This is a genomic window from Streptomyces sp. BBFR51, assembly GCF_044591655.1.
In the GTDB taxonomy this organism is placed as follows: domain Bacteria; phylum Actinomycetota; class Actinomycetes; order Streptomycetales; family Streptomycetaceae; genus Streptomyces.
In genome coordinates this window covers 6,634,565-6,656,413 of sequence record NZ_CP172448.1, presented here as the reverse complement: position 1 = coordinate 6,656,413, position 21,849 = coordinate 6,634,565, and the positions used below count along the sequence as shown (strand labels likewise).

Sequence of the window (21,849 nt, the reverse complement as noted above, 5' to 3'; positions counted from 1 at the left end):
GTGGCCGACCTGGAGGACGGTTCCACCGAGACCGACGCCTTTCCGGACGTCCCGCTGTCCGGCGCCGAGCTGGCGCGGGTGCTGGACGCGCGCCTCGCCGAGGTGCCGGGCTGGCACGCCCCCGACGACCCGGTGCGGCTGGGGTTCGCCATGACGGCACCGCACGCCCTGGCCCTGGACGCCTTCGGGCGCTTCGCCGAACGCAATCCCAACAACGTGGGCGTCCACACCCGCTTCGGCGACGGCGTCCGCGGCACCCGGCGGCTGGAACGGGAGGCGGTCCTCGCGCTCGCCGGGCTGCTGCACGCCGACGCTGCCGACGGCTACCTCACCGGCGGCGCCAACGAGGGCACCCTCGCCGGTCTGCGCGTCGGCCGCAACGCCCTGCGCGCGGCGGGCGCCGGACGCGTCGTCGTCCTCGCCTCGGCGCTCACCCACCACTCGGTGGCCAAGGCGGCCGAGATCCTCGACCTGGAGCTGCGGCTGTGCCCGGCCGGGCCCTCCTGGCTGCTGGAGGCCGACGCCGTGGACGCCGCGCTGGACACCCTCGCGGCCGAGACCGGTACGGGAGTCCGTACCGGTGTCGTCGTCGTGTCCACCGCCGGGTACTACAACACCGGCCTGGTCGACCCGGTGGATGCCATCGCGGGCGTACTGGCCCGGCGGGCGGCGGACGGCGGGAATTTGAGCGTCTTCCACCACGTCGACGCCGCGCACGGCGGCATGATCCTGCCGTTCACCGCGCCCGAGGTGCCCTTCGACTTCCGCAGCGCGTACGTCCACTCGATCGTGCTCGACCCGCACAAGTCCGGGCTGATGCCGTACAGCTGCGGGGTCTTCCTGTGCCGCAAGGGCCTGCTGGGGCACGGTGCGGTGCCGGCCCCGATGTCCGGCTTCGTCGACGAGACGATCAGCGGTTCGCGCTCCGGCGCGATGGCCGCGGCCCTGTGGTCGCTGGTGTTCGGGCTGGCCGCGGACGGCTACCGGGAGGTGTTCCGCGACTGTCTGCGCGTGCGCGACCGGCTGGCCGACGCGATCCGCGCCGCCGACCCCGACGCGGTGGTCCTGCCCTCGCCCGGCAACACGGTGGTCGTCGCCGCCTTCTCCCAGGGGGACGGCAGGCTGCCCGCCGAACTGGCCGAGCGGTACCGCCTGGTGGGCAACAGCCTGCCGTGGACGGCCCCGGACGGCTCGGTCGGGGACCGGCTGTTCCACCATTTCTACGCCATGCCGCACCTGACCCCGGCCCACGTGGACGGCTTCGCCGCCGCGCTCGCCGGCTCGCTCGCCGGCGCCGCGCGCGGGCCCCGGCGGGACGCCCCGACCGCCCCCGCGGCGCCCGCCGCCGAGCTGCGGGACCTGCGGCGCAGCAGCGTCTGCCTGCGGCACCTGGTGGTCCATCCGCCGGGCCGCCGCGATCCGGACGACCACCCGCACGCCTACTCCTTCCACACCTTCCAGGACCGGGCCGGGCTCGGCGAGCAGCTGGCCGCCCGCCCGTGGACCGGCGACGACGGCAGCCCTACGGGTCTGTACGTCTACGCACCCGACCTGGAGACGCCGTTCGCGAACGAGTTGTTCGGCGTGACCGACCCCGAGCGGTACTCGCTGGAGGTGCTCGACCGCAACCAGCAGAAGCTCTCGCTGGTCGGCGCGGCCCACTTCGCCGTCTTCGGGCCGCAGCCCCGTACCCCGGACCGGCCCGTCGTCCTCGCCAACTTCCACGCGGACGGCGGCCTCCGGTCCGTCGAGTACAAGTACGGCGACCGCCGGTACAACGACGAGGTGCAGGTCTTCGCCGACCACGTCGTGGTGAAGATCGGCAAGGACGCGCGCAGTGTGCGCCGCGACGGGGACGACTACTCCTTCTCCCTGGACACCTCACTGGAGTTGAGGGTGCGTCTGACGGACGACGCCGCCGTCCCCCGGATCACCCGCGTGGCCCGCCACGCCGATCCCGCGCTGCCGCGCCGCCGCCATCTGCTGCGCGGGCAGTACCGCCGGTTCCCCAACCGCTTCTTCGACACGGTCGTCGACATGACGGCGGGGCGGCGGTACGAGGCGCGGTGGCCGGCCGGGGAGCCCGTCCCGTCCGGCTCCGAGGGGCCGTTGCTCGCCCGGTCGGCCCTGCTGGACCTCGTGCGCGTGACGCCGTCCGTCGCCGACGGCGCCCTGTGCGTGGAGCTGGCGGCGGTCGGCGGGCCGGGCACCGCCGCCTTCACGGTGCCGCTCGGTCTGGGCGCGCGGCTGCCCGGCCTGCTGCCGGGCATCCCGGTGGGCGAACCGGAGACCCTCTCCCCGGCCGAGGTGGTGGCGTGGGCCGCGCGCCTGCATCCGCGGCTCGGCTCGCTGCGCGAGGCGGCGCTCGCCCGGCAGGGGCACCGACGGCTGTCCGTGCCGGACGGCCTGGCCGAACGGAGGGAGCCGGCGTGACCGTGACCGCTCTCGCCGTGCTGTGGGGCGTGCTGCTGTGGGGCGTGCTGCTGAGCGTCCGCGCGGCCGTCGCGGCCCGCGTCCTGGACCGGCGGAGGCAGGCCACGGTGCCGCCGGACACCGCGCCGCACGTCGTGCTGCTGGTGCCGGCCCTGCGCGAGCAGGAGCTGCTGGGCGAGGTGGTGCGGGCCGCGGCGGGACTCCCGTACCCGCCGGGCCTGTTGCACGTGGTCGTCGTCACCACGGAACGCGAGGAGCGGGAGCGGCTGGCGGTGCTCGACCTGCTGCCCGGCCTCGCGGCGGCCCTCGTCGCGGGCGGCACGCAGGACGCGGCCGCCCGGCTGGCCGGGGTGGTGCCCTCCGGACTGGCGGCCGAGACGGCGCGCCGCACCCGTGCCGCCGCCGACCCGGCGGGCACCCTGCGGGCCGCGCTCGACGCGGTCCCCACCACCCGCGAGGTCGCCGCGGCGCTGCTGCCCGAGGTCGCCGCGGAGCACCCCGGGGTGGGCCTGCACCACCTGCACTACACGGACGAGGGCGCCAAGAGCAGCCAGCTCGTGCACGCGGTGGAACGGCTGCCGGAACTGCTGCCGCCAAACGCCACCCCCTCGTTCACCTACGTCGGGCTTTACGACGCCGACTCGCAGCCCGACCTGGACACCCTCACGCACCTGGCCGCCGCCGTCTCCCCGGCCGGCGGCGGCCCCGCGCCCGACCTGGTCCAGCAGCTCCCGCTCCAGCTGCGCCGCCCGCACGCGGCCCGTCGCGGCGGCGCGGACGTCCTGCTGCGGGCCCACGCCCTGGCCGATCTGCGCCGCCGGGCCGGCGTCGAGGCGCACCGCATCCTGGCCCGGCGCCGCATCCGGGCCGCGCGGCTGCCGGCGGGCGTGACGGCCGTGGCCGAGCCGGTGGTGTACGGGGTCGGCGCCGGCCTGTTCGTCCGGCACGACACCCTGGTGTCCATCGGCATGTACGAGGAGCCCGTCGACGATCTGCTCGTCGGCTACAAACTCTCCTCCGCGGGTGCGGTGATGGAGGTGCTGCCCGTGTTCAACCTGGTCGACCGGTACTCCGGGACGGCGGCGCTCGGCAAGGCGTATGCGCTGGTGGCGCACGGCTCGCTCGCCGGGTGCCGGCGGCTGCTGACCGATCCGGTACTGCGCGCGTTCCGGCTCCGCAACGCCGTGGTGCTGGTCAAGGAGGGCCTGGACACGCTGTGGTGGTTCGCCGGTCCGGGGGTCGTCCTGGCCGCGGTGGGCACCCTGGTCGTGCGCGGCGCCCACGGCCCGCTGCTGGCCTGGGCCGCGGCGGCGTGCGCCTACACGCTGCTGCACGCCTGGTGGTGCGTACGGCGGGCCCGGCACTGGCTGGCCGCGCACCGCGGCGCCGACGCCCGCGCGGAACCCCCCGACGGCCCCGCGCCCCTCGTCCTGGGCCTGGCGTTCCTGCTCCAACCGCTCCTGCACTGGGCGGGCCCGGTCCGGCACCTGGCCCGCCTGCTGCGCGGCGGGCCGCTGGTGCTCGGCAAGACGGAGCGGTGACAGCCACGTCCCAGTCCGGTCCACCGCCCCCGCCACGCCCGCACCCCCGACCCGTCCGCCCCCCGACCCGTCCGCCCCTTCGTCCCCCTGACGCCCTTCGCCCCCGACACCCGTCGCCACCCCCCAGACTCCTCGTCCCCCGAGGCCCGCGAGAAGGACCCGCCGATGACACCGCACCGTTCCGATCTCCGTCTGTCCACCGTGATCATGGCCCACCCCCGGCGGCGGGCCGCGGCCGAGGCGCTGGGGCAGGCGCATCCCGCCCTCGCCGCGCGGGTCGTCACCGACCCGGAACCGCAGGGACCGCCGTCGGCGCTGCGCACCGCGCGCCTGGCCTGGCGGTCGGTGCCCGCCGACGCCACGCACCACCTGGTGCTCCAGGACGACGCCGTGCTCTGCCCGCACTTCGCCGACACCGTCGCCGCGCTGCTCGCCGCGCGTCCGCGGGACTCCGTCAGCCTGTTCACCGAGTGGGGTTCGCGCACCGCCAACGCGGTCCGTGCCGCGGCCCTGCTCGGCCACGCCTGGGCGCCCGTGGTGGACGACTACCTCCCGTCCGTCGCGCTGGTGCTGCCCGCTGAACGGGCCCGGGGCTTCGAGGAGTACGCCGCCGCGAAGGCGGCCCCGGACGCGACCGACGACGTCACCCTGCTCGACTACCTGCACGACGTCGAACGCGTCGTTCCGGTGGCAGGGCCGGTCGACCACGCCAACCCGCCGAGCCTGGTCGGCAACGACGTGATGGGGCCGCGCAGCGCCGCCTGCCTCGCCCCCGCCGGCGACCCCGGGGGCTCCGTCCTGCCCGCGATGCGCGCCGTACCGTACTTCTGCTGGTGGGAGCAGCTGGCCGTGGTCTACCTGCGCGACCCGGCGAGCCCGGACGGCTGGCGCCGGGTACCGGCCGAGGAGGCGCTGCTGGAGCGGGGCATCGGACGGGAGCAGGTCGTGGCGTCGCTGCGCACGGCGCTGGAGACCGTCCCGCACCGGGAGTTGATCCACGACCGGGTCGGCGACGTGCTGCTCGCCGAGGTGTGGACCACCGCCTACGCCCTGGGCGTGGTGACCCGGGACCTCGGGGGCCTCCCCGACCTCGGACGTCCGGCGGCCCGGGAGGCGCTGGCCACGCTGGCACCGGGAGCGCTGCGCCGGGTCGTCCCGGTGCGGTGGCTGGCCGCGGTGGGCGAGCTGCTGTACCCGCTGGTGGCGGCGGCCGTCCTGCGGGGGGCGGCGGACGCGGAGGCGGCGGGGAGCGGCTCGTGAGCGGTCCGGGGCACGCGGCACCCGTCATCGACGTGGACGGTGTCACCAAGACCTTCCGCACCTGGGACCGGACCGACGCCTGGAGCATCCGCCGGCCCCTGCGACGGCGGCGGGCCGGACGCGCGGTGGCCCTCAGCGATGTGGAACTGCGCATCGGGCAGGGCGAGTTCGTCGGGCTGCTGGGGCAGAACGGCGCCGGCAAGTCCACCCTGATCAAGCTGATGACGGGCCTGCTGCTCCCGGAGGCGGGCACCGTCCGGGTGTGCGCTCTCGATCCGTACGCCGACCGGGAGGCCAACGCCCGGAACATGGGCGTCACCTTCGGGCAGCGCACGCAACTGTGGTGGGACCTGCCCGCCCGGGACTCGTTCTCCATCCTGCGCGACATCCACGGGCTGCCAAAGGACGCCTGGCGCGGTGCGCTGGCCGAACTCGACGACGTCCTCTCGCTGTCGGACTTCTGGGACACCCCGGTGCGATTCCTGTCGCTCGGTCAGCGGGTGCGGTGCGATCTGGCCGCCGCGTTGCTGCACCGGCCGCGGGTGCTGTTCCTGGACGAACCCACCATCGGCCTGGACGTGCTGGTGAAGGACCAGGTGCGGGAGCTGCTGTCGCGGCTGGCCGCCACCGGGGACCACTGCGTGGTGCTGACGACGCACGACATGGCGGAGGTGGAGGCGCTGTGCGGCCGCATCGTCGTCATCGACCGCGGCCGGGTCGTCCACGACGGCCCCCGCGACCGGCTGTCCGTCGCCGGGACGGAGGCCGTCTTCCTGGTCGAGTTCGAGACGCCGCCGCCGCCGCTCGACCTGCTGACCGCCGAGGTCGTCTCCGCCCAGGGGCCGAGCGTGCGGGTGCGGCCACTGCCGGGCGCGGACCGGGCGCGGGTGACCGCGGAACTCCTCGCCGTCCACCCGGTCCGCTCGGTCCGGTACCAGGGGGCGACGGCGGAGGACGTCCTGCGCGCCCTGCACGGGGGCGCGCGAGCGCAGCGGGCCGCGGCACCGGGGGCGGGCGGATGAGCGTCCTCGACCAGCCCGGCCCGGCGGCGCGGCCGCCCTCGCGCGCGCACCGGCTCGTCACCCTGGTCCCGCGCACCGAGTGGGCCTACCGCCCGCGCCTGGCCGCGACCGCCTTCGTGATCGTCACCCAGGTCTTCCTGTACGTGCTGCTGTGGCGGGCGCTGTACCGCGAGAGCGGCGGCGAGGTGGTCGGCCTGGACGTGGACCAGGCCATCACCTACTCGGTGCTGGCCACGCTGATGGGCACCGGCCGGGTGATCATGGAGGGGGCCTCGCAGGAGACGGCCCAGAGCAAGATCCGCGACGGCTCGGTGGTGTTCTGGTTCGTCCGCCCGCTCTCCGCCCGCCGCTACTGTGCCTGGCGGGGCCTCGGGGAGAGCCTGTACGCCACGGCCTGGCTGCTCGTCGGCCTGGCCGTGGGCGTGGGGTGCGGCCTGGTCGCGCTGCCGCCGTCCGCGGCCGCCGCCTCGGTGACCGTGCTCGCCTACGGACTGGGACAGGTCGTCTTCTACCAGATCGGCCTGCTGGTCGATCTGACCAGCTTCTGGACGATCACGAGCTTCGGCGTGAACCGGCTGGTGGCCTTCGCCCAGTTGCTCCTGTCGGGCGGGTTGATCCCGCTGTGGTTCTTCCCCGAGAGGTTCCTCGCCGTCGCCGGGCATCTGCCCTTCGCCGCGACCATCAACGTGCCCGTCTCCCTGTACACCGGTCGGATCACCGTGGGGGACTGCCTGCCGTACCTGGCCGAACAGGCCCTGTGGTGCGTGCTGCTGGCCGTGCTGAGCCGGGTGATGTGGCGACGCGCCGCCCGCCGACTGCTCGTCCTGGGCGGGTGACGCCGATGGCCTCCGGCACCGCCGTACCCCCGTCCGCGGCGCACCGTGTGGGCCGGCTGCGGCTGGCCGCCGTGATCATGCGGGCCGGGCTGCGCAGCCAGCTCGCCAACCGCGCGGACTTCGCGATGGCCGTCGCCAACGGGGTGACCTTCCAGATCACCGTGCTGCTCTTCGCCGCGGTGATCTTCAGCCGGTTCCCGTCCCTGGCGGGCTGGGACCTCGGCGAGATCCTCCTGATCAGCAGCATCCGCATGCTGGGGCACGGCCTGTACATGCTGCTCTTCGGCAATCTCGGGCTGATCCCGCACCTGCTGCGCGAGGGCCGCTTCGAGGCCTTCCGCACCCGGCCCGCGCCGGTGCTGCTCCAGGTCTTCACCTACGAGGCGCCGATCAACGCGCTGGGCGACCTGGTGGTGGCCGGCGCGTCGCTCGGCGTGTGCCTGTCCCTGCTGGACGTCACGTGGTCGCCCGCCGCGCTGGGCTTCCTGGCCGTGGCGGTCGTCGCCGCCACCGTGATCGAACTCGGGCTCAATCTGCACATCGCCGGTCTGGTGCTGAGGTTCCGGGGCAGTGAGTCCCTGTTCTTCTGGCTGGACAACACGGCCGGCAACTTCGGCAACTATCCGCTGAGCGTGTTCCCGGTGGCGCTCCAGGGCGCGTTCACCTTCGGGGTGCCGATCGCGTTCGCCGGGTACTACCCGGCGGCGTGGCTGACGGGCCACGCCGACACGGTCCCGGTCTCCCCCCTGCTGGTGTACCTGTCGCCCCTGGTCGCCCTGGTGGTGCTGCTGTCCGGGCTGGCACTGTGGCGCCGGTGCCTGGCGTGGTACGCCCGCAACGGGTGAGGGCGGCTCAGCGCGCGGTCTGCGTGTGGACGTACTCCACGAGGCGGGTCAGCGCGTCCGGGTCGGTGGTGGGCAGGACGCCGTGGCCGAGGTTGAAGACGTGGCCCTCCAGGTCCGCGGCCACGTCCAGGATCTCGCGGGTCTTGGTCTCGACCGCCTCACGGCCGGCGAAGAGGACGGCCGGGTCCAGGTTGCCCTGGAGCGCCTTGCCGGGGCCGACGCGGCGGGCCGCCTCGTCCAGCGGGACGCGCCAGTCGGCGCCGACGACGTCCGCGCCGGCCTCGCCCATCAGGCCGAGCAGTTCGCCGGTGCCGACGCCGAAGTGGATGCGCGGCACGCCGTACCCGGCGACGGCCTCGAAGACCTTGGCGGAGGCGGGCAGCACCGAGCGGCGGTAGTCCGCGGGGGACAGTGCGCCGACCCAGGAGTCGAAGAGCTGGACCGCGCTCGCGCCCGCCTCGATCTGCACCTTGAGGAAGGCGGCCGTGATGCCCGCGAGCCGGTCCAGGAGGTCGGCCCACAGCTGCGGGTCGCCGTACATGAGGGCCTTGGTGTGCTCGTGGTTACGGGACGGGCCGCCCTCCACGAGGTAGCTCGCGAGGGTGAACGGCGCGCCCGCGAAGCCGATCAGCGGGGTGGCACCGAGCTCGCGGGTGAGCAGGCCGAAGGCCTCGGTGACGTAGGTGACGTCCTCGGGGGTGAGCTCGCGCAGCCGTGCCAGGTCCGCGCGGGTGCGGATCGGATCGGCGATGACGGGGCCGACACCTGGCTTGATGTCGAGGTCGATGCCGATGGCCTTGAGCGGGACCACGATGTCGCTGTAGTAGATCGCGGCGTCCACGCCGTGCCGGCGCACCGGCTGGAGGGTGATCTCGGCGACGAGCTCCGGCCGCGTGCAGGACTCGAGCATCGGGACGCCTTCGCGCACCTTCAGGTACTCCGGCAGTGAGCGTCCGGCCTGCCGCATGAACCACACGGGGGTGTGCGGCACCGGCTCACGCCTGCACGCCCTGAGGAACGCGGAGTCGTACGTGGCGGTCGGCTGCTGGCCCGCGGGGCTCTGGTTGGCACTCACACCGGCAAGTCTCCCATGACCCCCGGACGGCGCCGGACCACGGGTGGGGCGGCCCCCGTGCGCCCCCGCGAGACCGCGTGATCCGGACATCGCGCCCGCACGCGGGTGTCCCTCCCTGCACCGAGCCGCCGTTCCGCTTAATGTTCCCCGCATGGCTGCGGCTCAGGGACGACTGTCGGACGGCGCTGGCGGAATGGACGAACCGGAGGGTACCGAGGAGGACGCCCGGCACAAGGGGAGTACGGCACCGCCGCCCTTCGCGGCCGCCGTCGAGGCACTGCGGGCCGCGCGGCTGCGGCCGCAGATCGAGGTGGAGGCGACGCGCGCACCGCAGCGCCTCGCCCCGTACGCGTACGCGCTGGAGGCCGCCGTCGTCGACGGCGACGAGGACCTGGCGGACGGGCGGCTGGTGCTGCTGCACGATCCGGCCGGGCACGACGCCTGGCGGGGCACCTTCCGGCTGGTGACGCTGGTGCGCGCCGAGCTGGAACCGGAGATGGCCGCGGATCCGCTGCTGCCGGACGTGTGCTGGTCCTGGCTGACCGGCGCGCTCCAGGCGCGCGGGCTGACGTACGGCGAGCCCAGCGGCACCGTCACGCGCGCGAGTTCCCACTACTTCGGGGGACTCTCGGCGCGCCCGTCCGCCTCGCAGATCGAGATCCGGGCGTCCTGGACGCCGCGCGAGGGTCTGGGCGGCGTCCCGGACACCGCGGCGCACCTGGCCTCGTGGTGCGATCTGCTGGCCCAGGTAGCGGGCCTGCCGCCGGCCGCGCCGGGCGACGCGTCGATCGTGACGCTGCCGCAGCGACGCGGCCCGCAGTCGCGCTGACCCCACCTGCCGTTCACCACTTCGCGAAGGGGGCACAGCACGCCTGGAGCGCGTTCCGTCACTTTGTCGACACGGCCACTTTCGGCCTCGTATCGACAAAGTGCGGAACCGTTCGATCTTCGAATGATCGACCGCGTGTCCGAATTGCTCGGATTGTTACTCACCAGATCGTGATCATTCTCTAAAGGCGGACGCGTTCGGTGCCGAAGACGACTGTGACCTTGAAAGCACGGTTCGTCCCGGCTTCACCCCCATGAGCCGGCCCCGTCCCGCACCCCAGGAGGCCTGGTGTCCGTTCTCCTCGAGCAGCCTGCAAGCCTGGTCGCCTACCGCCCGAACAAGCCGACCGCCATGGTGGTCGTGGCCGACCCGCGCGTCCGTTCCACCGTCACCCGCCACCTGTGGGCGCTCGGTGTGCGCGACGTCATCGAGGCCTCGTCCGTCGCGGAGGCTCGTCCCCGCATCGGCAACCCCCGTGACATCTGCGTCGCGGACGTCCATCTCCCCGACGGCTCCGGCCTGACCCTGCTGTCGGAGACCCGCGCCGCAGGGTGGCCCAACGGGCTCGCCCTGTCCGCCGCCGACGACATCGGCGCCGTGCGCAACGCCCTGGCCGGCGGCGTCAAGGGCTACGTCGTCACCGGCACCCGTACCAACGTCGGGCTCCCCACCCGGCCGGGCGCCGCCCCCATCGGCGCGGCCGCCGCCCGTCTGCACCGCCGCCCCCCGGGCGCCCCGAGCCACCCGGGCGGCTATCGCGAGCTCTCCGGCCGCGAGGTGGAGGTGCTGCGGCTGGTCGCGGAGGGCCAGTCGAACAAGGCGATCGGCGTCTCGATGGGCCTGTCCGCCCTGACCGTCAAGAGCCACCTCGCCCGCATCGCCCGCAAGCTCGGCACGGGCGACCGCGCCGGGATGGTCGCGGTCGCCCTGCGCACGGGCATCATCCACTGACCGCTCCGATCCCCACTCCACGCTCCTCGTGCCCCGCTCCCCACTCCCCTGACGACGCCCCGTGAAGCCGATCTTTCACTGACCTGACTGGTTTACGACCCCCCGGCGCCCGCCGACGGAACGTTCCGTCGGCGGGCGCCGTCAATCCACCGATACCCTTGACAGGTGACCGACGCCCACGAAACCGCAGCAGACCGTTCACTGCGAACCACCGGAGGCGCCCCTCCGGACGACGCCGGATCTTCTGTGAGTCAGGCGCCGATCCCCTTGCTCGAACCGCGCGAGGGCATTCCGCCGGTGATCGCCGACGCGGCCGCCCTCGCCGAGGTGACCGCCGCCTTCGCCGCCGGCAGCGGCCCCGTCGCCGTCGACGCCGAGCGCGCCTCCGGGTACCGCTACGGCCAGCGCGCCTACCTGGTCCAGCTGCGCCGCGAGGGCGCCGGGACCGCACTGATCGATCCGGTGGCCTGTCCCGACCTGTCCGGTCTCGGCGCGGCGATCGCCGACGTCGAGTGGGTGCTGCACGCGGCCACCCAGGACCTGCCGTGCCTGCGCGAAATAGGGATGGTGCCCACCCGTATCTTCGACACCGAGCTGGCCGGCCGGCTCGCCGGGTTCCCGCGCGTCGGCCTCGGCGCGATGGTGGAGAACGTCCTGGGCTTCGTCCTGGAGAAGGGCCACTCGGCCGTCGACTGGTCGACCCGCCCGCTGCCCGAGCCCTGGCTGCGCTACGCCGCGCTCGACGTCGAGCTGCTGGTCGACCTGCGGGACGCGCTGGAGAAGGAGCTGGACCGGCAGGGCAAGCTGGAGTGGGCCCGGGAGGAGTTCGACGCGATCGCGTCGGCCCCGCCGCCCGAGCCGCGCAAGGACCCGTGGCGCCGTACGTCCGGCATGCACAAGGTGCGCCGGCGCCGCCAGCTCGCCGTGGTGCGGGAGCTGTGGCAGGCCCGGGACCGGATCGCGCAGCGCCGGGATGTCTCCCCCGGCAAGGTGCTCGGGGACGCGGCCATCGTCGAGGCGGCGCTCGCGCTGCCGGCCAACGCGCACGCACTGGCCGCGCTGAACGGCTTCGGGCGGGTGAACCGCCGGCAGCTGGAGCAGTGGCAGGTGTCGGTCGACCGGGCCAAGGCACTGTCCGAGTCGCAGCTGCCGCAGCCCGGCCAGCCGGTGACCGGTCCGCCGCCACCCCGGGCGTGGGCCGACAAGGACCCGGCCGCCGCGGCCCGGCTGTCCGCGGCGCGCGCGGCGGTGACGGCGCTGGCCGAGCAGCTGAGCATGCCCCAGGAGAACCTGATCACGCCGGACACGGTGCGCCGGGTCTGCTGGGAGCCGCCCGCGACGGTCGACACCGAGTCCGTGAGCGCGGCGCTGGCCGGACACGGGGCCCGGCCTTGGCAGGTGGAGCAGGTGACACCGGTACTGGTGACGGCACTGAGCCGGGACGAGTCGTAGCGGGGCCGGGGCCGACCGCGGGCCCACCTCGGGCCACAGCGGGCGCGGGTCGCGGCGCCGGTGGAGCGGCGGGTTCCGGCCAAGATCCTGGGATGCGCGGTGCTCCGGTGGTGTGACGGGCGGTGTGACGTTCACCGCTCCCGCCGGGGGGACTGGGCAGCTACGTTACTCATAAGTAGCATGGGGCTGAGCGCGCGCTCAGTGCATGCGTGCCGCAGCAGTGCCATCCCGCACCCTGGAGGAGAGCCATCGTGCCTCGTACCGTCAGGGACGTCGTCTTCGTAGACGGCGTCCGCACCCCGTTCGGCAAGGCGGGCCCGAAGGGCATCTACCACGAGACCCGCGCCGACGACCTGGTCGTGAAGGCGATCCGGGAGCTGCTGCGCCGCAACCCCGGTCTCGACCCCAAGAAGATCGACGAGGTCGCGGTCGCCGCGACCACGCAGATCGGTGACCAGGGCCTGACCATCGGCCGCACCGCCGGCATCCTGGCGGGCCTGCCCACCTCGGTCCCGGGCTACTCCATCGACCGCATGTGCGCGGGCGCCCTGACCGCCGTCACCTCGGTGGCCGGCTCGGTCGCCTTCGGTGCGTACGACGTCGCCGTCGCGGGCGGTGTCGAGCACATGGGCCGCCACCCGATGGGCGAGGGCGTGGACCCGAACCCGCGGTTCGTCAGCGAGAAGCTGGTCGACGAGTCCGCCCTGTTCATGGGCATGACGGCGGAGAACCTGCACGACCGCTACCCGAGCATCACCAAGCAGCGCGCCGACGAGTACGCCGTGCGCTCGCAGGAGAAGGCCGCCAAGGCCTACGCCAACGGCCAGATCCAGGCCGACCTGGTGCCGGTCTCGGTGCGCCGCACCAACGAGGAGGCGGGCGAGACGGGCTGGGGCCTGGTCACCGCCGACGAGCCGATGCGCCCCGGCACCACACTGGAGAACCTCGCCGGTCTGAAGACACCGTTCCGCGTGCACGGCCGGGTCACCGCGGGCAACGCGGCCGGTCTGAACGACGGCGCGACCGCCTCCCTCATCGCGAGCGAGGACTTCGCCCGCGAGAACAACCTGCCGGTCAAGATGCGCCTCGTCGCGTACTCCTTCGCGGGCGTCGAGCCGGAGGTCATGGGCTACGGCCCGATCCCGGCGACGGAGAAGGCGCTGGCCCAGGCGGGCCTGTCCATCTCCGACATCGGCCTGTTCGAGATCAACGAGGCCTTCGCCGTCCAGGTCCTCGCCTTCCTGGAGCACTACGGCATCGCCGACGACGACGCGCGCGTCAACCAGTACGGCGGCGCCATCGCCTTCGGCCACCCGCTGGCCTCCTCCGGCGTCCGGCTGATGACGCAGCTGGCCCGCCAGTTCGAGGAGCAGCCGCACGTCCGCTACGGCCTGACCACCATGTGCGTCGGCTTCGGCATGGGCGCGACGGTCATCTGGGAGAACCCGCACTTCGAGGGGGACAAGTGAGCACCACCGCAGAGCTGCTGAAGGGTGCGGCCGAGCTGTTCCCCGGCGAGGTCGTCACGCAGGCACACGTACGCCACTTCGACCTGCCCCTGGGCGCCGGGCGCTTCGCGCTCATCACCCTGGACAACGGCCACGACCACACCAAGCCGACCACCCTCGGCCCGCAGTCGCTGGCGAACATCGACGCCGCGGTCGACCAGGTCGAGAAGGAGGCCGCGGACGGCGACATCGTCGGCGTCGGCGTCACGGGCAAGCCGTTCATCTTCGCCGTCGGCGCCGACCTCAAGGGCGTCGAGCTGCTGAAGCGGCACGAGGACGCGCTGGCCATCGGCAAGGGCGGCCACGACGTCCTCAAGCGCCTGGCGAACCTCGCCGTGCCGTCCTTCGCGTACTACAACGGCGCCTCCATGGGCGGCGGCGTGGAGATCGGCCTGCACTGCACCTACCGCACGGTGTCCGCGGCGCTCCCCGCCTTCTCCCTCCCCGAGGTCTTCCTCGGGCTGGTCCCCGGCTGGGGCGGCTGCACGCTGCTGCCGAACCTGATCGGCGCCGACAAGGCCGTCTCGGTGATCATCGAGAACAGCCTCAACCAGAACAAGCAGCTCAAGGGCAAGCAGGTCCACGAACTCGGCATCGCGGACGCGATCTTCGAGGGCGCGGACTTCCTGGAGCAGTCGCTGCTCTGGACGGCGTCCGTCCTCAAGGGCGAGATCACCGTCGAGCGCCCGCTGATCGACCGCGGCGAGGCCTGGGACCAGGCCGTCGCCAAGGGCCGCTTCATCGCCGACGGCAAGGTGCACGGCGCCGCCCCGGCCGCCTACCGCGCCCTGGACATCATCGCCGCCGCCAAGAACGGCGACCTCCAGCAGGGCTACGACGCCGAGGACCAGGCCCTCGCCGACCTCATCATGGGCGGCGAACTGCGCTCCGGCATCTACGCCTTCAACCTGGTCCAGAAGCGCGCCAAGCGCCCGGCCGGAGCCCCGGACAAGTCGCTGGCCCGCCCGGTCACCAAGGTGGGCGTGGTCGGCGCCGGCCTGATGGCCTCCCAGCTCGCCCTGCTCTTCCTCCGCCGCCTTGAGGTCCCGGTCGTCCTCACGGACATCGACCAGGAGCGCGTCGACAAGGGCGTGGGCTACGTCCACGCCGAGATCGACAAGCTGCTCGGCAAGGGCCGTGTCAACCAGGACAAGGCGAACCGCCTCAAGGCCCTGGTGACCGGCGTCCTGGACAAGGCCGAGGGCTTCGCGGACGCCGACTTCGTCATCGAGGCCGTCTTCGAGGAGATGGGCGTCAAGCAGAAGGTCTTCGCGGAGGTCGAGGCGGTGGCCCCGGCGCACGCCATCCTCGCCACCAACACCTCCTCCCTCTCCGTCTCGGAGATGGCGTCGAAGCTGAAGCACCCCGAGCGGGTCGTCGGCTTCCACTTCTTCAACCCGGTCGCGATCCTCCCCCTCCTGGAGATCGTCCGCGGCGAGCAGACCGACGAGGCCTCGCTGGCCACGGCGTTCGGCGTCGCCAAGAAGCTGAAGAAGACCGCGGTCCTCGTCAAGGACGCCCCGGCGTTCGTGGTCAACCGCATCCTGACCCGCTTCATGGGCGAGATCCAGAACGTCATCGACGAGGGCACCCCGGTGCCGGTCGCGGAGAAGGCGGTGGAGCCGCTCGGCCTGCCGATGTCCCCGCTGGTCCTCCTGGAGCTGGTCGGCCCGGCCATCGGCCTGCACGTCTCTCAGACCCTCAACCGGGCCTTCCCCGACCGCTTCACGGTCTCCCCGAACCTGAAGGCGGTCGTCGAGGCGGGCAAGCGCGGCTTCTACACGTACTCCGCCGAAAATCCCGCCAAACCCGAGCTGGACCCCGAGGTGGCAGCCCTCCTCAAGCAGGGCGACACCGTCCTGACCGAGGAGCAGGTCCGCGACCGCGTCCTGGACGCGGTGGCCCAGGAGATCGGCCTGATGCTCGACGAGGGCGTCGTCGCCGAGGCCCAGGACATCGACCTCTGCCTCATCACCGGCGCCGGCTGGCCCTTCCACCTGGGCGGCATCACCCCGTACCTGGACCGCGAGGGCGTCGCGGAGCGGGTGAACGGGAAGCGGTTCCTGGAGGCGGGGGTGGCGTCGGTTCCGGCGTAGTCTCCCGGTGTGCGTGACGAGGGCCTCCGCCGTCGGCGGAGGCCCTCTCCGCTGCGGGGCCGCGGGCTCGGCCCGCCACCGTCCAGGGGCCGAACTCGGTGGCGCCGGAGGCGACCTGGCGGGCACCGACCAGACGCCCATCGGCACCGACGACTGCGATCGTGGCGCGGCCCAGGCCGTCGAAAGCGGTGGCGGGTGCGTCGGCGAAAGTACCGCCGCGCTGACCACCGACTCCGAACTCGCCTCGCTCACCGCCCTGGCGGACTTCGGCCGCAGCCTGAACGGGGTCGACCCGTCCACCATGGAGACCATCATGCTGCCGGTGGCCTGCGACAAGACCGACCCGAACCGGGTGGTGGCCGCTGAGCCGCAGGCGTCCACCCTGCGGAAGGCGATCCGCGCCGACGAGGAGATCCCGGAGTCGGCGAAGAAGTCCCCCGCGAGCGGCGGCACTTCCTGATCCTGACCCACGCCTCGGGGGAGCGGGCTCCTCAGACCGCCCCCCAAGCCCCCAGCGCCAGCCCCGCCTCGTCCTTCCGTCGGGACAGCAGGAGTTGTCCGGTGGACGGGGACAGCGTCGCCGCCACCAGCCAGCCGTCGGCGTCCAGTGCCAGGGACACCGTCGCGTCGGCCGGCAGTGCGGGGCCCGACTCCGTCCAGGTCGCGCTCATCTCCTCCAGCTCCGAGGGGTACGCGGCGAAGGCGACGCGGCCGCTGCCCGCCGAGCGCTGGGCGACCAGCGTGCAGTCGTGGCCGTCTATGACGGTGCGGACGGCGGAGACGGGGCCGGGGCCGGCGGCGGGCAGCAGGGGGGCCGGTTTCCCACCGGGACGCCAGGCGCACAGCTCACCGGTGTCGTCGTCGGTGAAGAAGACGGTGGTGTGCTCCTCGGAGGTCGCCAGCGCGCGCAGGGTGCCCGGGCGGACGGCCGCCTCGAGGCGCTCCCCCAGCACCATGCGCGTGCCCGGCTCCTCCTGACTCCAGTGCAGGATCCCGCCCTGGACGGGCGCGTACACCTCGACCAGGCCGGACTGGGTCGTCAGGGCCGTCGGCGTCTCCTGGACGCCGCTGCCCTTCAGGTCCCGCCACGGTGCCCAGCCGCCCTTCTCCCGCTGGGCCACCATGCTCATGCCACCGCCCCGGTTGCGGACGAAGACGTGGGCGCGTCCCTGCGCGTCCACCGCGACCGCGGGTGTTCCGGTGCGGTCGCCCTGCTTGTTCGGGTGACCGGCCGACTGCCAGTCCAGGGGCGCGAGCAGGGGTCGGAAGTGCGTGGTGTGCACAAGGTCGAAAGTGCTGGAGGCGGTGGGCCGCCAGGCGGCCAGATGAGCGTAGCCGTCCGGGCCCCGGCCGATCGCGGGACCGCCCGGGCACAGTTCCTGGTCTCCGCCGACGCGGCGCGGGGCGTCCCAGGGACCCGCGGGCGTGCGTTCGGCACGCCACAGCGCGGCGCCGTCCGACGGGAGGTAGACGCTGAGGCGGCCGTCGCGGCCGAGGAGAAGCCAGTCGCCGTTCACCGGTTCACTGTAAGCGGGGCCGCCGGCTCCGTGTAGCTCGGGTACGGCCGTGGACGGCGGCGGCCGGCGGCGCCGTGCGACCCTGACGCCATGGACGACAACGCACCCGTGCTCGTGATCGTCGACGCCGCGAACGTGGTCGGCTCGGTGCCCGACGGGTGGTGGCGGGACCGGCGCGGGGCCGCGGAGCGGCTGCGGGACCGGCTGGCGGCGGACGGGGTGCCGGGTCGGCCCGGGCCGGTGGAGGTCGTGCTCGTCGTCGAGGGCGCGGCCCGCGGGGTGGAGTCCGTTCCCGGCGTACGGGTGGAGTCCGCGCCCGGCAGCGGGGACGACCACATGGTCGAGCTGGTCGCGCGGGCGGCGGGCGACCGGCCCGTCCTGGTCGTCACGGCCGACCGCGAACTGCGCCGCCGGGTGACGGAGCTGGGCGCGGAGGTGGCGGGGCCGAGGACCGTGCGTCCCGGGTGAGGGCACATCCGGGCACGGGCGGGGCCCCGTACGCGCCGAGCGGGTACGGGGCCCCGGCCCCGTGACCGGTGGGGGGCTACGGACCGTCCGGGCCGGACCGCTTGGCCGGGCCCGCCGGGTCGTGGGCGACCGGCCCGTCCTGGTCGTCACGGCCGACCGCGAACTGCGCCGCCGGGTGACGGAGCTGGGCGCGGAGGTGGCGGGGCCGAGGACCGTGCGTCCCGGGTGAGGGCACATCCGGGCACGGGCGGGGCCCCGTACGCGCCGAGCGGGTACGGGGCCCCGGCCGTGACCGGTGGGGGCTACGGACCGTCCGGGCCGGACCGCTTGGCCGGGCCCGCCGGGTCGGCCGGGGTCTCCTCGCCGAGGGCCAGGCGGCTGTGGGTACGGCCGTAGAGGAAGTACACGACGAAGCCGATCGCCATCCAGACGGCGAACCGGACCCAGGTCTCGGCGGGCAGGTTGAGCATCAGCCACAGCGAGGCGGCCACGGACACGATGGGCAGCAGCGGGACCAGCGGGGTGCGGAAGGCGCGGGGCAGGTCGGGGCGGGTCCTGCGCAGGATGATCACGCTGAAGGCGACGACGACGAAGGCGAAGAGCGTGCCGATGTTCACCAGTTCCGCCAGCTCGCTCAGGCTGGTGAAGCCGGCCACGATCGCGATGATCACGCCGAGCAGGATGGTCGGCCGGTAGGGGGTCCGGAACTTCGGGTGGACGTGGGAGAAGAAGCGCGGCAGCAGTCCGTCGCGGCTCATCGCGAAGAACACGCGGGTCTGGCCGAGGAGAAGGATCATGCACACCGTGGTCAGGCCGACCGCGGCGCCGAAGCTGATGACGCCCGAGAAGAAGGGATGCCCGGTGGCCTTGAACGCGTCGGCGAGCGGGGCGTCGATGGACAGCTTGCTGTAGTGCTGCATGCCGGTGACGACGATCGACACGGCGACGTACAGGACGGTACAGATGATCAGGGAGCCGAGGATGCCGCGGGGCATGTCGCGCTGCGGGTTCTTGGTCTCCTCGGCGGCCGTGGCGACGATGTCGAAGCCGATGAAGGCGAAGAAGACGACCGAGGCGGCCGTGAAGATGCCCATCACGCCGAAGTTGGACGGCGCCCAGCCGAACATCAACTGGATCAGTGGTGAGTGCAGTCCCCCGCCGGCCTCCACGGGCTGCGCCTTCGGGATGAACGGGTCGTAGTTGGCGCCCTTGACGAAGAAGGCGCCCGCGATGATCACGATGAGGACGACGGCGACCTTGATGGCGACGACGACCGAGGTGACCCGCGCCGACAGCTTCATGCCGAACACGAGGATGGCGGTGAGCACGAGCACCAGGGCGGCGGCGAGGATGTCGAAGCCGAATCCCTCCGCGCCGTCCCTGCCGCCGAGTTCCGCGGGCAGGTGCCAGCCCGCGTTGTCCAGCAGCGAGCGGATGTAGCCCGACCAGCCGACGGCCACCACCGCCGTGGCGAGCGAGAACTCCAGGACCAGGTCCCAGCCGATGATCCAGGCCGGCAGCTCGCCGAGTGAGGCGTAGGAGAAGGTGTACGCGGACCCGGCCACCGGGACGGTGGAGGCGAACTCGGCGTAGCAGAGCGCGGCGAGTGCGCAGACGGCGCCTGCCAGAGTGAAGGCGAGAGCCACCGACGGTCCGGCGTTGTTCTTGGCGACCGTGCCGGTCAGTACGAAGATGCCGGTGCCGATGACGACGCCGATACCGAAGACGGTCAGGTCCAGCGCCGACAGGGATTTCTTGAGCGCGTGCTCCGGTTCCTCCGTGTCACGGATGGACTGCTCGATCTTCTTGGTCCTGAAGAGGGTGTTGCTCACGGGGACCTCCCACGCTTGTCGTCCTCGACATGATCGAGAGGGGGCGTACTGCGTATGCCCCGGCGTGGGCGATTTCACGCGGATGGGCCGGTTCCACTACTGCAACGAGTGGTGGAACCGGCCCATTCGGCTCAGTGCGGTGTCGCGGAGTGCGCCGCGTCAGTCGCGCGCGGCCTCCACCTGGTCCACCTCGGCGCCCGCGCGGTCGTACCTGCCGTCGAGCTTGGCGACCAGGCCGGTGACCTGGCGGGCGATGTCCGGCGCGGTGAGCCCGATCTCGGCCATGACCTCGGCGCGGGAGGCGTGGTCGAGGAAGCGCGGCGGGATGCCGAAGTCGCGCAGCGGTACGTCGACGCCGGCGTCGCGCAGGGCCTGGGCGACGGTGGAGCCGACGCCCCCGACGCGCGAGTTGTCCTCGACGGTGACGACCACGCGGTGCCGCTCGGCGAGCGGGGCCATGGCCTCGTCGACGGGCTTGACCCAGCGCGGGTCGACCACGGTGGTGGAGATGCCCTGCTTGTTCAGCAGGTCGGCCACCTCCAGGCACATCGGCGCGAGCGCGCCGACGGAGACCAGGAGCACGTCGGGCGTGTCGGTGCCGGGGGCGCGCAGCACGTCCATGCCGCCGACGCGGCCGACGGCGGGCACGGCGGGGCCGACGGCGCCCTTGGAGAAGCGGACCACGGTCGGCGCGTCGTCCACCTGGACGGCCTCGCGCAGCTGGGCGCGGACCTGGTCGGCGTCGCGCGGGGCGGCCAGGCGCAGGCCGGGGACGACCTGGAGGATCGACATGTCCCACATGCCGTTGTGGGAGGCGCCGTCGGTGCCGGTGACACCGGCGCGGTCCAGCACGAACGTCACGCCGCACTTGTGCAGGGCCACGTCCATCAGCACCTGGTCGAAGGCGCGGTTGAGGAAGGTGGCGTACACGGCGAAGACCGGGTGGACGCCGCCGTGGGCGAGGCCGGCCGCGGAGACCGCGCCGTGCTGTTCGGCGATGCCGACGTCGTAGACGCGGTCGGGGAAGGCCTTGGCGAACTTGTCGAGGCCGACCGGCTGGAGCATGGCCGCGGTGATGGCGACGACGTCCTCGCGCTCCTTGCCGAGCTTGAGCATCTCCTCGCCGAAGACGGACGTCCAGTCGGCGCCGGAGGTGGAGATCGGCAGGCCGGTGTCGGGGTGGATCTTGCCGACGGCGTGGAAGCGGTCGGCCTCGTCCTGGAGGGCCGGCTGGTAGCCGCGGCCCTTCTCGGTGAGGCAGTGCACGATCACCGGGCCGCCGAAGCGCTTGGCGCGGGTGAGGGCGGACTCCAGGGCCTCGAGGTCGTGGCCGTCGATGGGGCCGACGTACTTGAGGCCGAGGTCCTCGAACATGCCCTGGGGGGCGATGAAGTCCTTCAGGCCCTTCTTGGCGCCGTGCAGGGTGTCGTAGAGGGGGCGCCCGACGACCGGGGTGCGCTCCAGGAGGTCCTTGCCGCGGGCCAGGAAGCGCTCGTAGCCGTCGGTGGTGCGCAGGGTCGCCAGGTGGTTGGCGAGGCCGCCGATGGTGGGCGCGTAGGAGCGCTCGTTGTCGTTGACGACGATGACGAGGGGGCGGTCCTTGGCGGCGGCGATGTTGTTCAGCGCCTCCCAGGCCATGCCGCCGGTCAGGGCGCCGTCGCCGATGACGGCGACGACGTGGTCGTCGCGCTGAAGGACCTGGTTGGCCTTGGCGATGCCGTCGGCCCAGCCGAGGACGGTGGAGGCGTGGCTGTTCTCGATGACGTCGTGCTCGGACTCCCCCTGCGAGGGGTAGCCGGACAGGCCGCCCTTCATCTTCAGCTTCGAGAAGTCCTGGCGTCCGGTGAGGAGCTTGTGCACGTAGGACTGGTGGCCCGTGTCCCAGAGCACCTTGTCCTTCGGCGAGTCGAAGACGCGGTGGAGGGCGAGGGTGAGTTCCACCACGCCGAGGTTGGGGCCGAGGTGGCCGCCGGTCTTGGACACGGCGTCGACGAGGAAGGTACGGATCTCCTCGGCCAGCCGGCCCAGCTCTTCCAGGCTGAGCCGGTCCAGATCGCGCGGTCCCGTGATGCGGGTCAGCAGCGGCACCCGTGCCTCCTTGCAGTAGAGCTGTTGCCGGGCTCGTCGAGTCTAATGTTCCGCTCTGGCGGAACGTGTCCGGGCGGTGCGTCGTACGTCACGCGT

The 21,849-nt window shown here is 73.2% G+C and carries 17 protein-coding genes and 1 pseudogene; 14 read left to right on the top strand and 4 right to left on the bottom strand.

Annotation, left to right across the window (positions count from 1 at the left end; all coding sequences use genetic code 11):
* From ACGH7X_RS30410 to ACGH7X_RS30385, 6 genes are all read left to right on the top strand, one after another.
* The gene (locus tag ACGH7X_RS30410) at positions 1–2,433 is read left to right on the top strand and encodes a pyridoxal phosphate-dependent decarboxylase family protein (RefSeq protein ID WP_399890883.1); all 2,433 of its coding nucleotides are present in this window, start codon (positions 1–3) and stop codon (positions 2,431–2,433) included.
* Entirely contained in the window at positions 2,430–3,974 is a 1,545-nt protein-coding gene (locus ACGH7X_RS30405; RefSeq protein ID WP_399890880.1) for a hypothetical protein, read from the top strand. Before ACGH7X_RS30410 ends, ACGH7X_RS30405 begins: the two co-directional genes overlap by 4 nt.
* A 165-nt stretch (positions 3,975–4,139) precedes the next feature.
* Entirely contained in the window at positions 4,140–5,234 is a 1,095-nt protein-coding gene (locus ACGH7X_RS30400; RefSeq protein WP_399890877.1) for a hypothetical protein, read from the top strand.
* Positions 5,231–6,256 (top strand): ATP-binding cassette domain-containing protein, encoded by a 1,026-nt coding sequence (locus tag ACGH7X_RS30395; RefSeq protein ID WP_399890874.1) that lies wholly within the window; start codon positions 5,231–5,233, stop codon positions 6,254–6,256. The genes ACGH7X_RS30400 and ACGH7X_RS30395 overlap by 4 nt, the downstream gene beginning before the upstream one ends.
* Complete coding sequence (locus tag ACGH7X_RS30390) at positions 6,253–7,092, top strand: ABC transporter permease (RefSeq protein ID WP_399890871.1); 840 nt, start codon at positions 6,253–6,255, stop codon at positions 7,090–7,092. The genes ACGH7X_RS30395 and ACGH7X_RS30390 overlap by 4 nt, the downstream gene beginning before the upstream one ends.
* A gap of 5 nt (positions 7,093–7,097) precedes the next feature.
* Positions 7,098–7,937, top strand: coding sequence for an ABC transporter permease (locus tag ACGH7X_RS30385; protein ID WP_399890868.1), 840 nt, complete (start codon positions 7,098–7,100; stop codon positions 7,935–7,937).
* 7 nt (positions 7,938–7,944) lie between these two features.
* Here ACGH7X_RS30385 and hemE read toward each other — a convergent pair whose 3' ends face one another.
* Entirely contained in the window at positions 7,945–9,012 is a 1,068-nt protein-coding gene (gene hemE, locus ACGH7X_RS30380) for a uroporphyrinogen decarboxylase (RefSeq protein ID WP_399890865.1), read from the bottom strand.
* 151 nt (positions 9,013–9,163) lie between these two features.
* Here hemE and ACGH7X_RS30375 point away from each other — a divergent pair, with 151 nt between their 5' ends.
* The 6 genes and pseudogenes from ACGH7X_RS30375 to ACGH7X_RS30350 form a co-directional block, all read left to right on the top strand.
* Complete coding sequence (locus ACGH7X_RS30375; RefSeq protein ID WP_399890863.1) at positions 9,164–9,841, top strand: DUF3000 domain-containing protein; 678 nt, start codon at positions 9,164–9,166, stop codon at positions 9,839–9,841.
* A gap of 288 nt (positions 9,842–10,129) precedes the next feature.
* The gene (locus tag ACGH7X_RS30370; RefSeq protein WP_003972894.1) at positions 10,130–10,792 is read left to right on the top strand and encodes a response regulator transcription factor; all 663 of its coding nucleotides are present in this window, start codon (positions 10,130–10,132) and stop codon (positions 10,790–10,792) included.
* A gap of 165 nt (positions 10,793–10,957) precedes the next feature.
* On the top strand, positions 10,958–12,244 hold the full coding sequence (locus ACGH7X_RS30365) for an HRDC domain-containing protein (RefSeq protein WP_399890859.1): 1,287 nt from the start codon (positions 10,958–10,960) through the stop codon (positions 12,242–12,244).
* 251 nt (positions 12,245–12,495) lie between these two features.
* Positions 12,496–13,713 carry a thiolase family protein gene (locus ACGH7X_RS30360; protein WP_399890856.1) on the top strand — a complete coding sequence of 406 codons (1,218 nt, stop codon included), beginning with the start codon at positions 12,496–12,498 and terminating at the stop codon, positions 13,711–13,713.
* On the top strand, positions 13,710–15,848 hold the full coding sequence (locus ACGH7X_RS30355; protein WP_399890854.1) for a 3-hydroxyacyl-CoA dehydrogenase NAD-binding domain-containing protein: 2,139 nt from the start codon (positions 13,710–13,712) through the stop codon (positions 15,846–15,848). The genes ACGH7X_RS30360 and ACGH7X_RS30355 overlap by 4 nt, the downstream gene beginning before the upstream one ends.
* A gap of 211 nt (positions 15,849–16,059) precedes the next feature.
* A pseudogene (locus ACGH7X_RS30350) lies at positions 16,060–16,308 on the top strand (LytR family transcriptional regulator); the annotation flags it as partial.
* Between the two features lie 31 nt (positions 16,309–16,339).
* On the opposite strand, the gene ACGH7X_RS30345 reads toward ACGH7X_RS30350, so the two are convergent.
* Positions 16,340–17,365, bottom strand: coding sequence for a hypothetical protein (locus ACGH7X_RS30345; RefSeq protein WP_399890851.1), 1,026 nt, complete (start codon positions 17,363–17,365; stop codon positions 16,340–16,342).
* A 90-nt stretch (positions 17,366–17,455) separates the two neighbouring features.
* Here ACGH7X_RS30345 and ACGH7X_RS30340 point away from each other — a divergent pair, with 90 nt between their 5' ends.
* Positions 17,456–17,833: an NTP pyrophosphohydrolase gene (locus tag ACGH7X_RS30340; protein WP_399890848.1), complete on the top strand. Its 378-nt coding sequence runs from the start codon at positions 17,456–17,458 to the stop codon at positions 17,831–17,833.
* 61 nt (positions 17,834–17,894) lie between these two features.
* Positions 17,895–18,062, top strand: a complete 168-nt coding sequence (locus ACGH7X_RS30335; RefSeq protein WP_399890845.1) for a hypothetical protein — start codon at positions 17,895–17,897, stop codon at positions 18,060–18,062.
* Positions 18,063–18,135: 73 nt separating this feature from the next.
* Here ACGH7X_RS30335 and ACGH7X_RS30330 read toward each other — a convergent pair whose 3' ends face one another.
* Together ACGH7X_RS30330 and dxs are read right to left on the bottom strand one after the other, a co-directional pair.
* The gene (locus ACGH7X_RS30330; protein ID WP_399890841.1) at positions 18,136–19,665 is read right to left on the bottom strand and encodes an amino acid permease; all 1,530 of its coding nucleotides are present in this window, start codon (positions 19,663–19,665) and stop codon (positions 18,136–18,138) included.
* A gap of 159 nt (positions 19,666–19,824) precedes the next feature.
* Entirely contained in the window at positions 19,825–21,753 is a 1,929-nt protein-coding gene (gene dxs, locus ACGH7X_RS30325) for a 1-deoxy-D-xylulose-5-phosphate synthase (protein ID WP_399890838.1), read from the bottom strand.
* Positions 21,754–21,849: the final 96 nt, after the last annotated feature.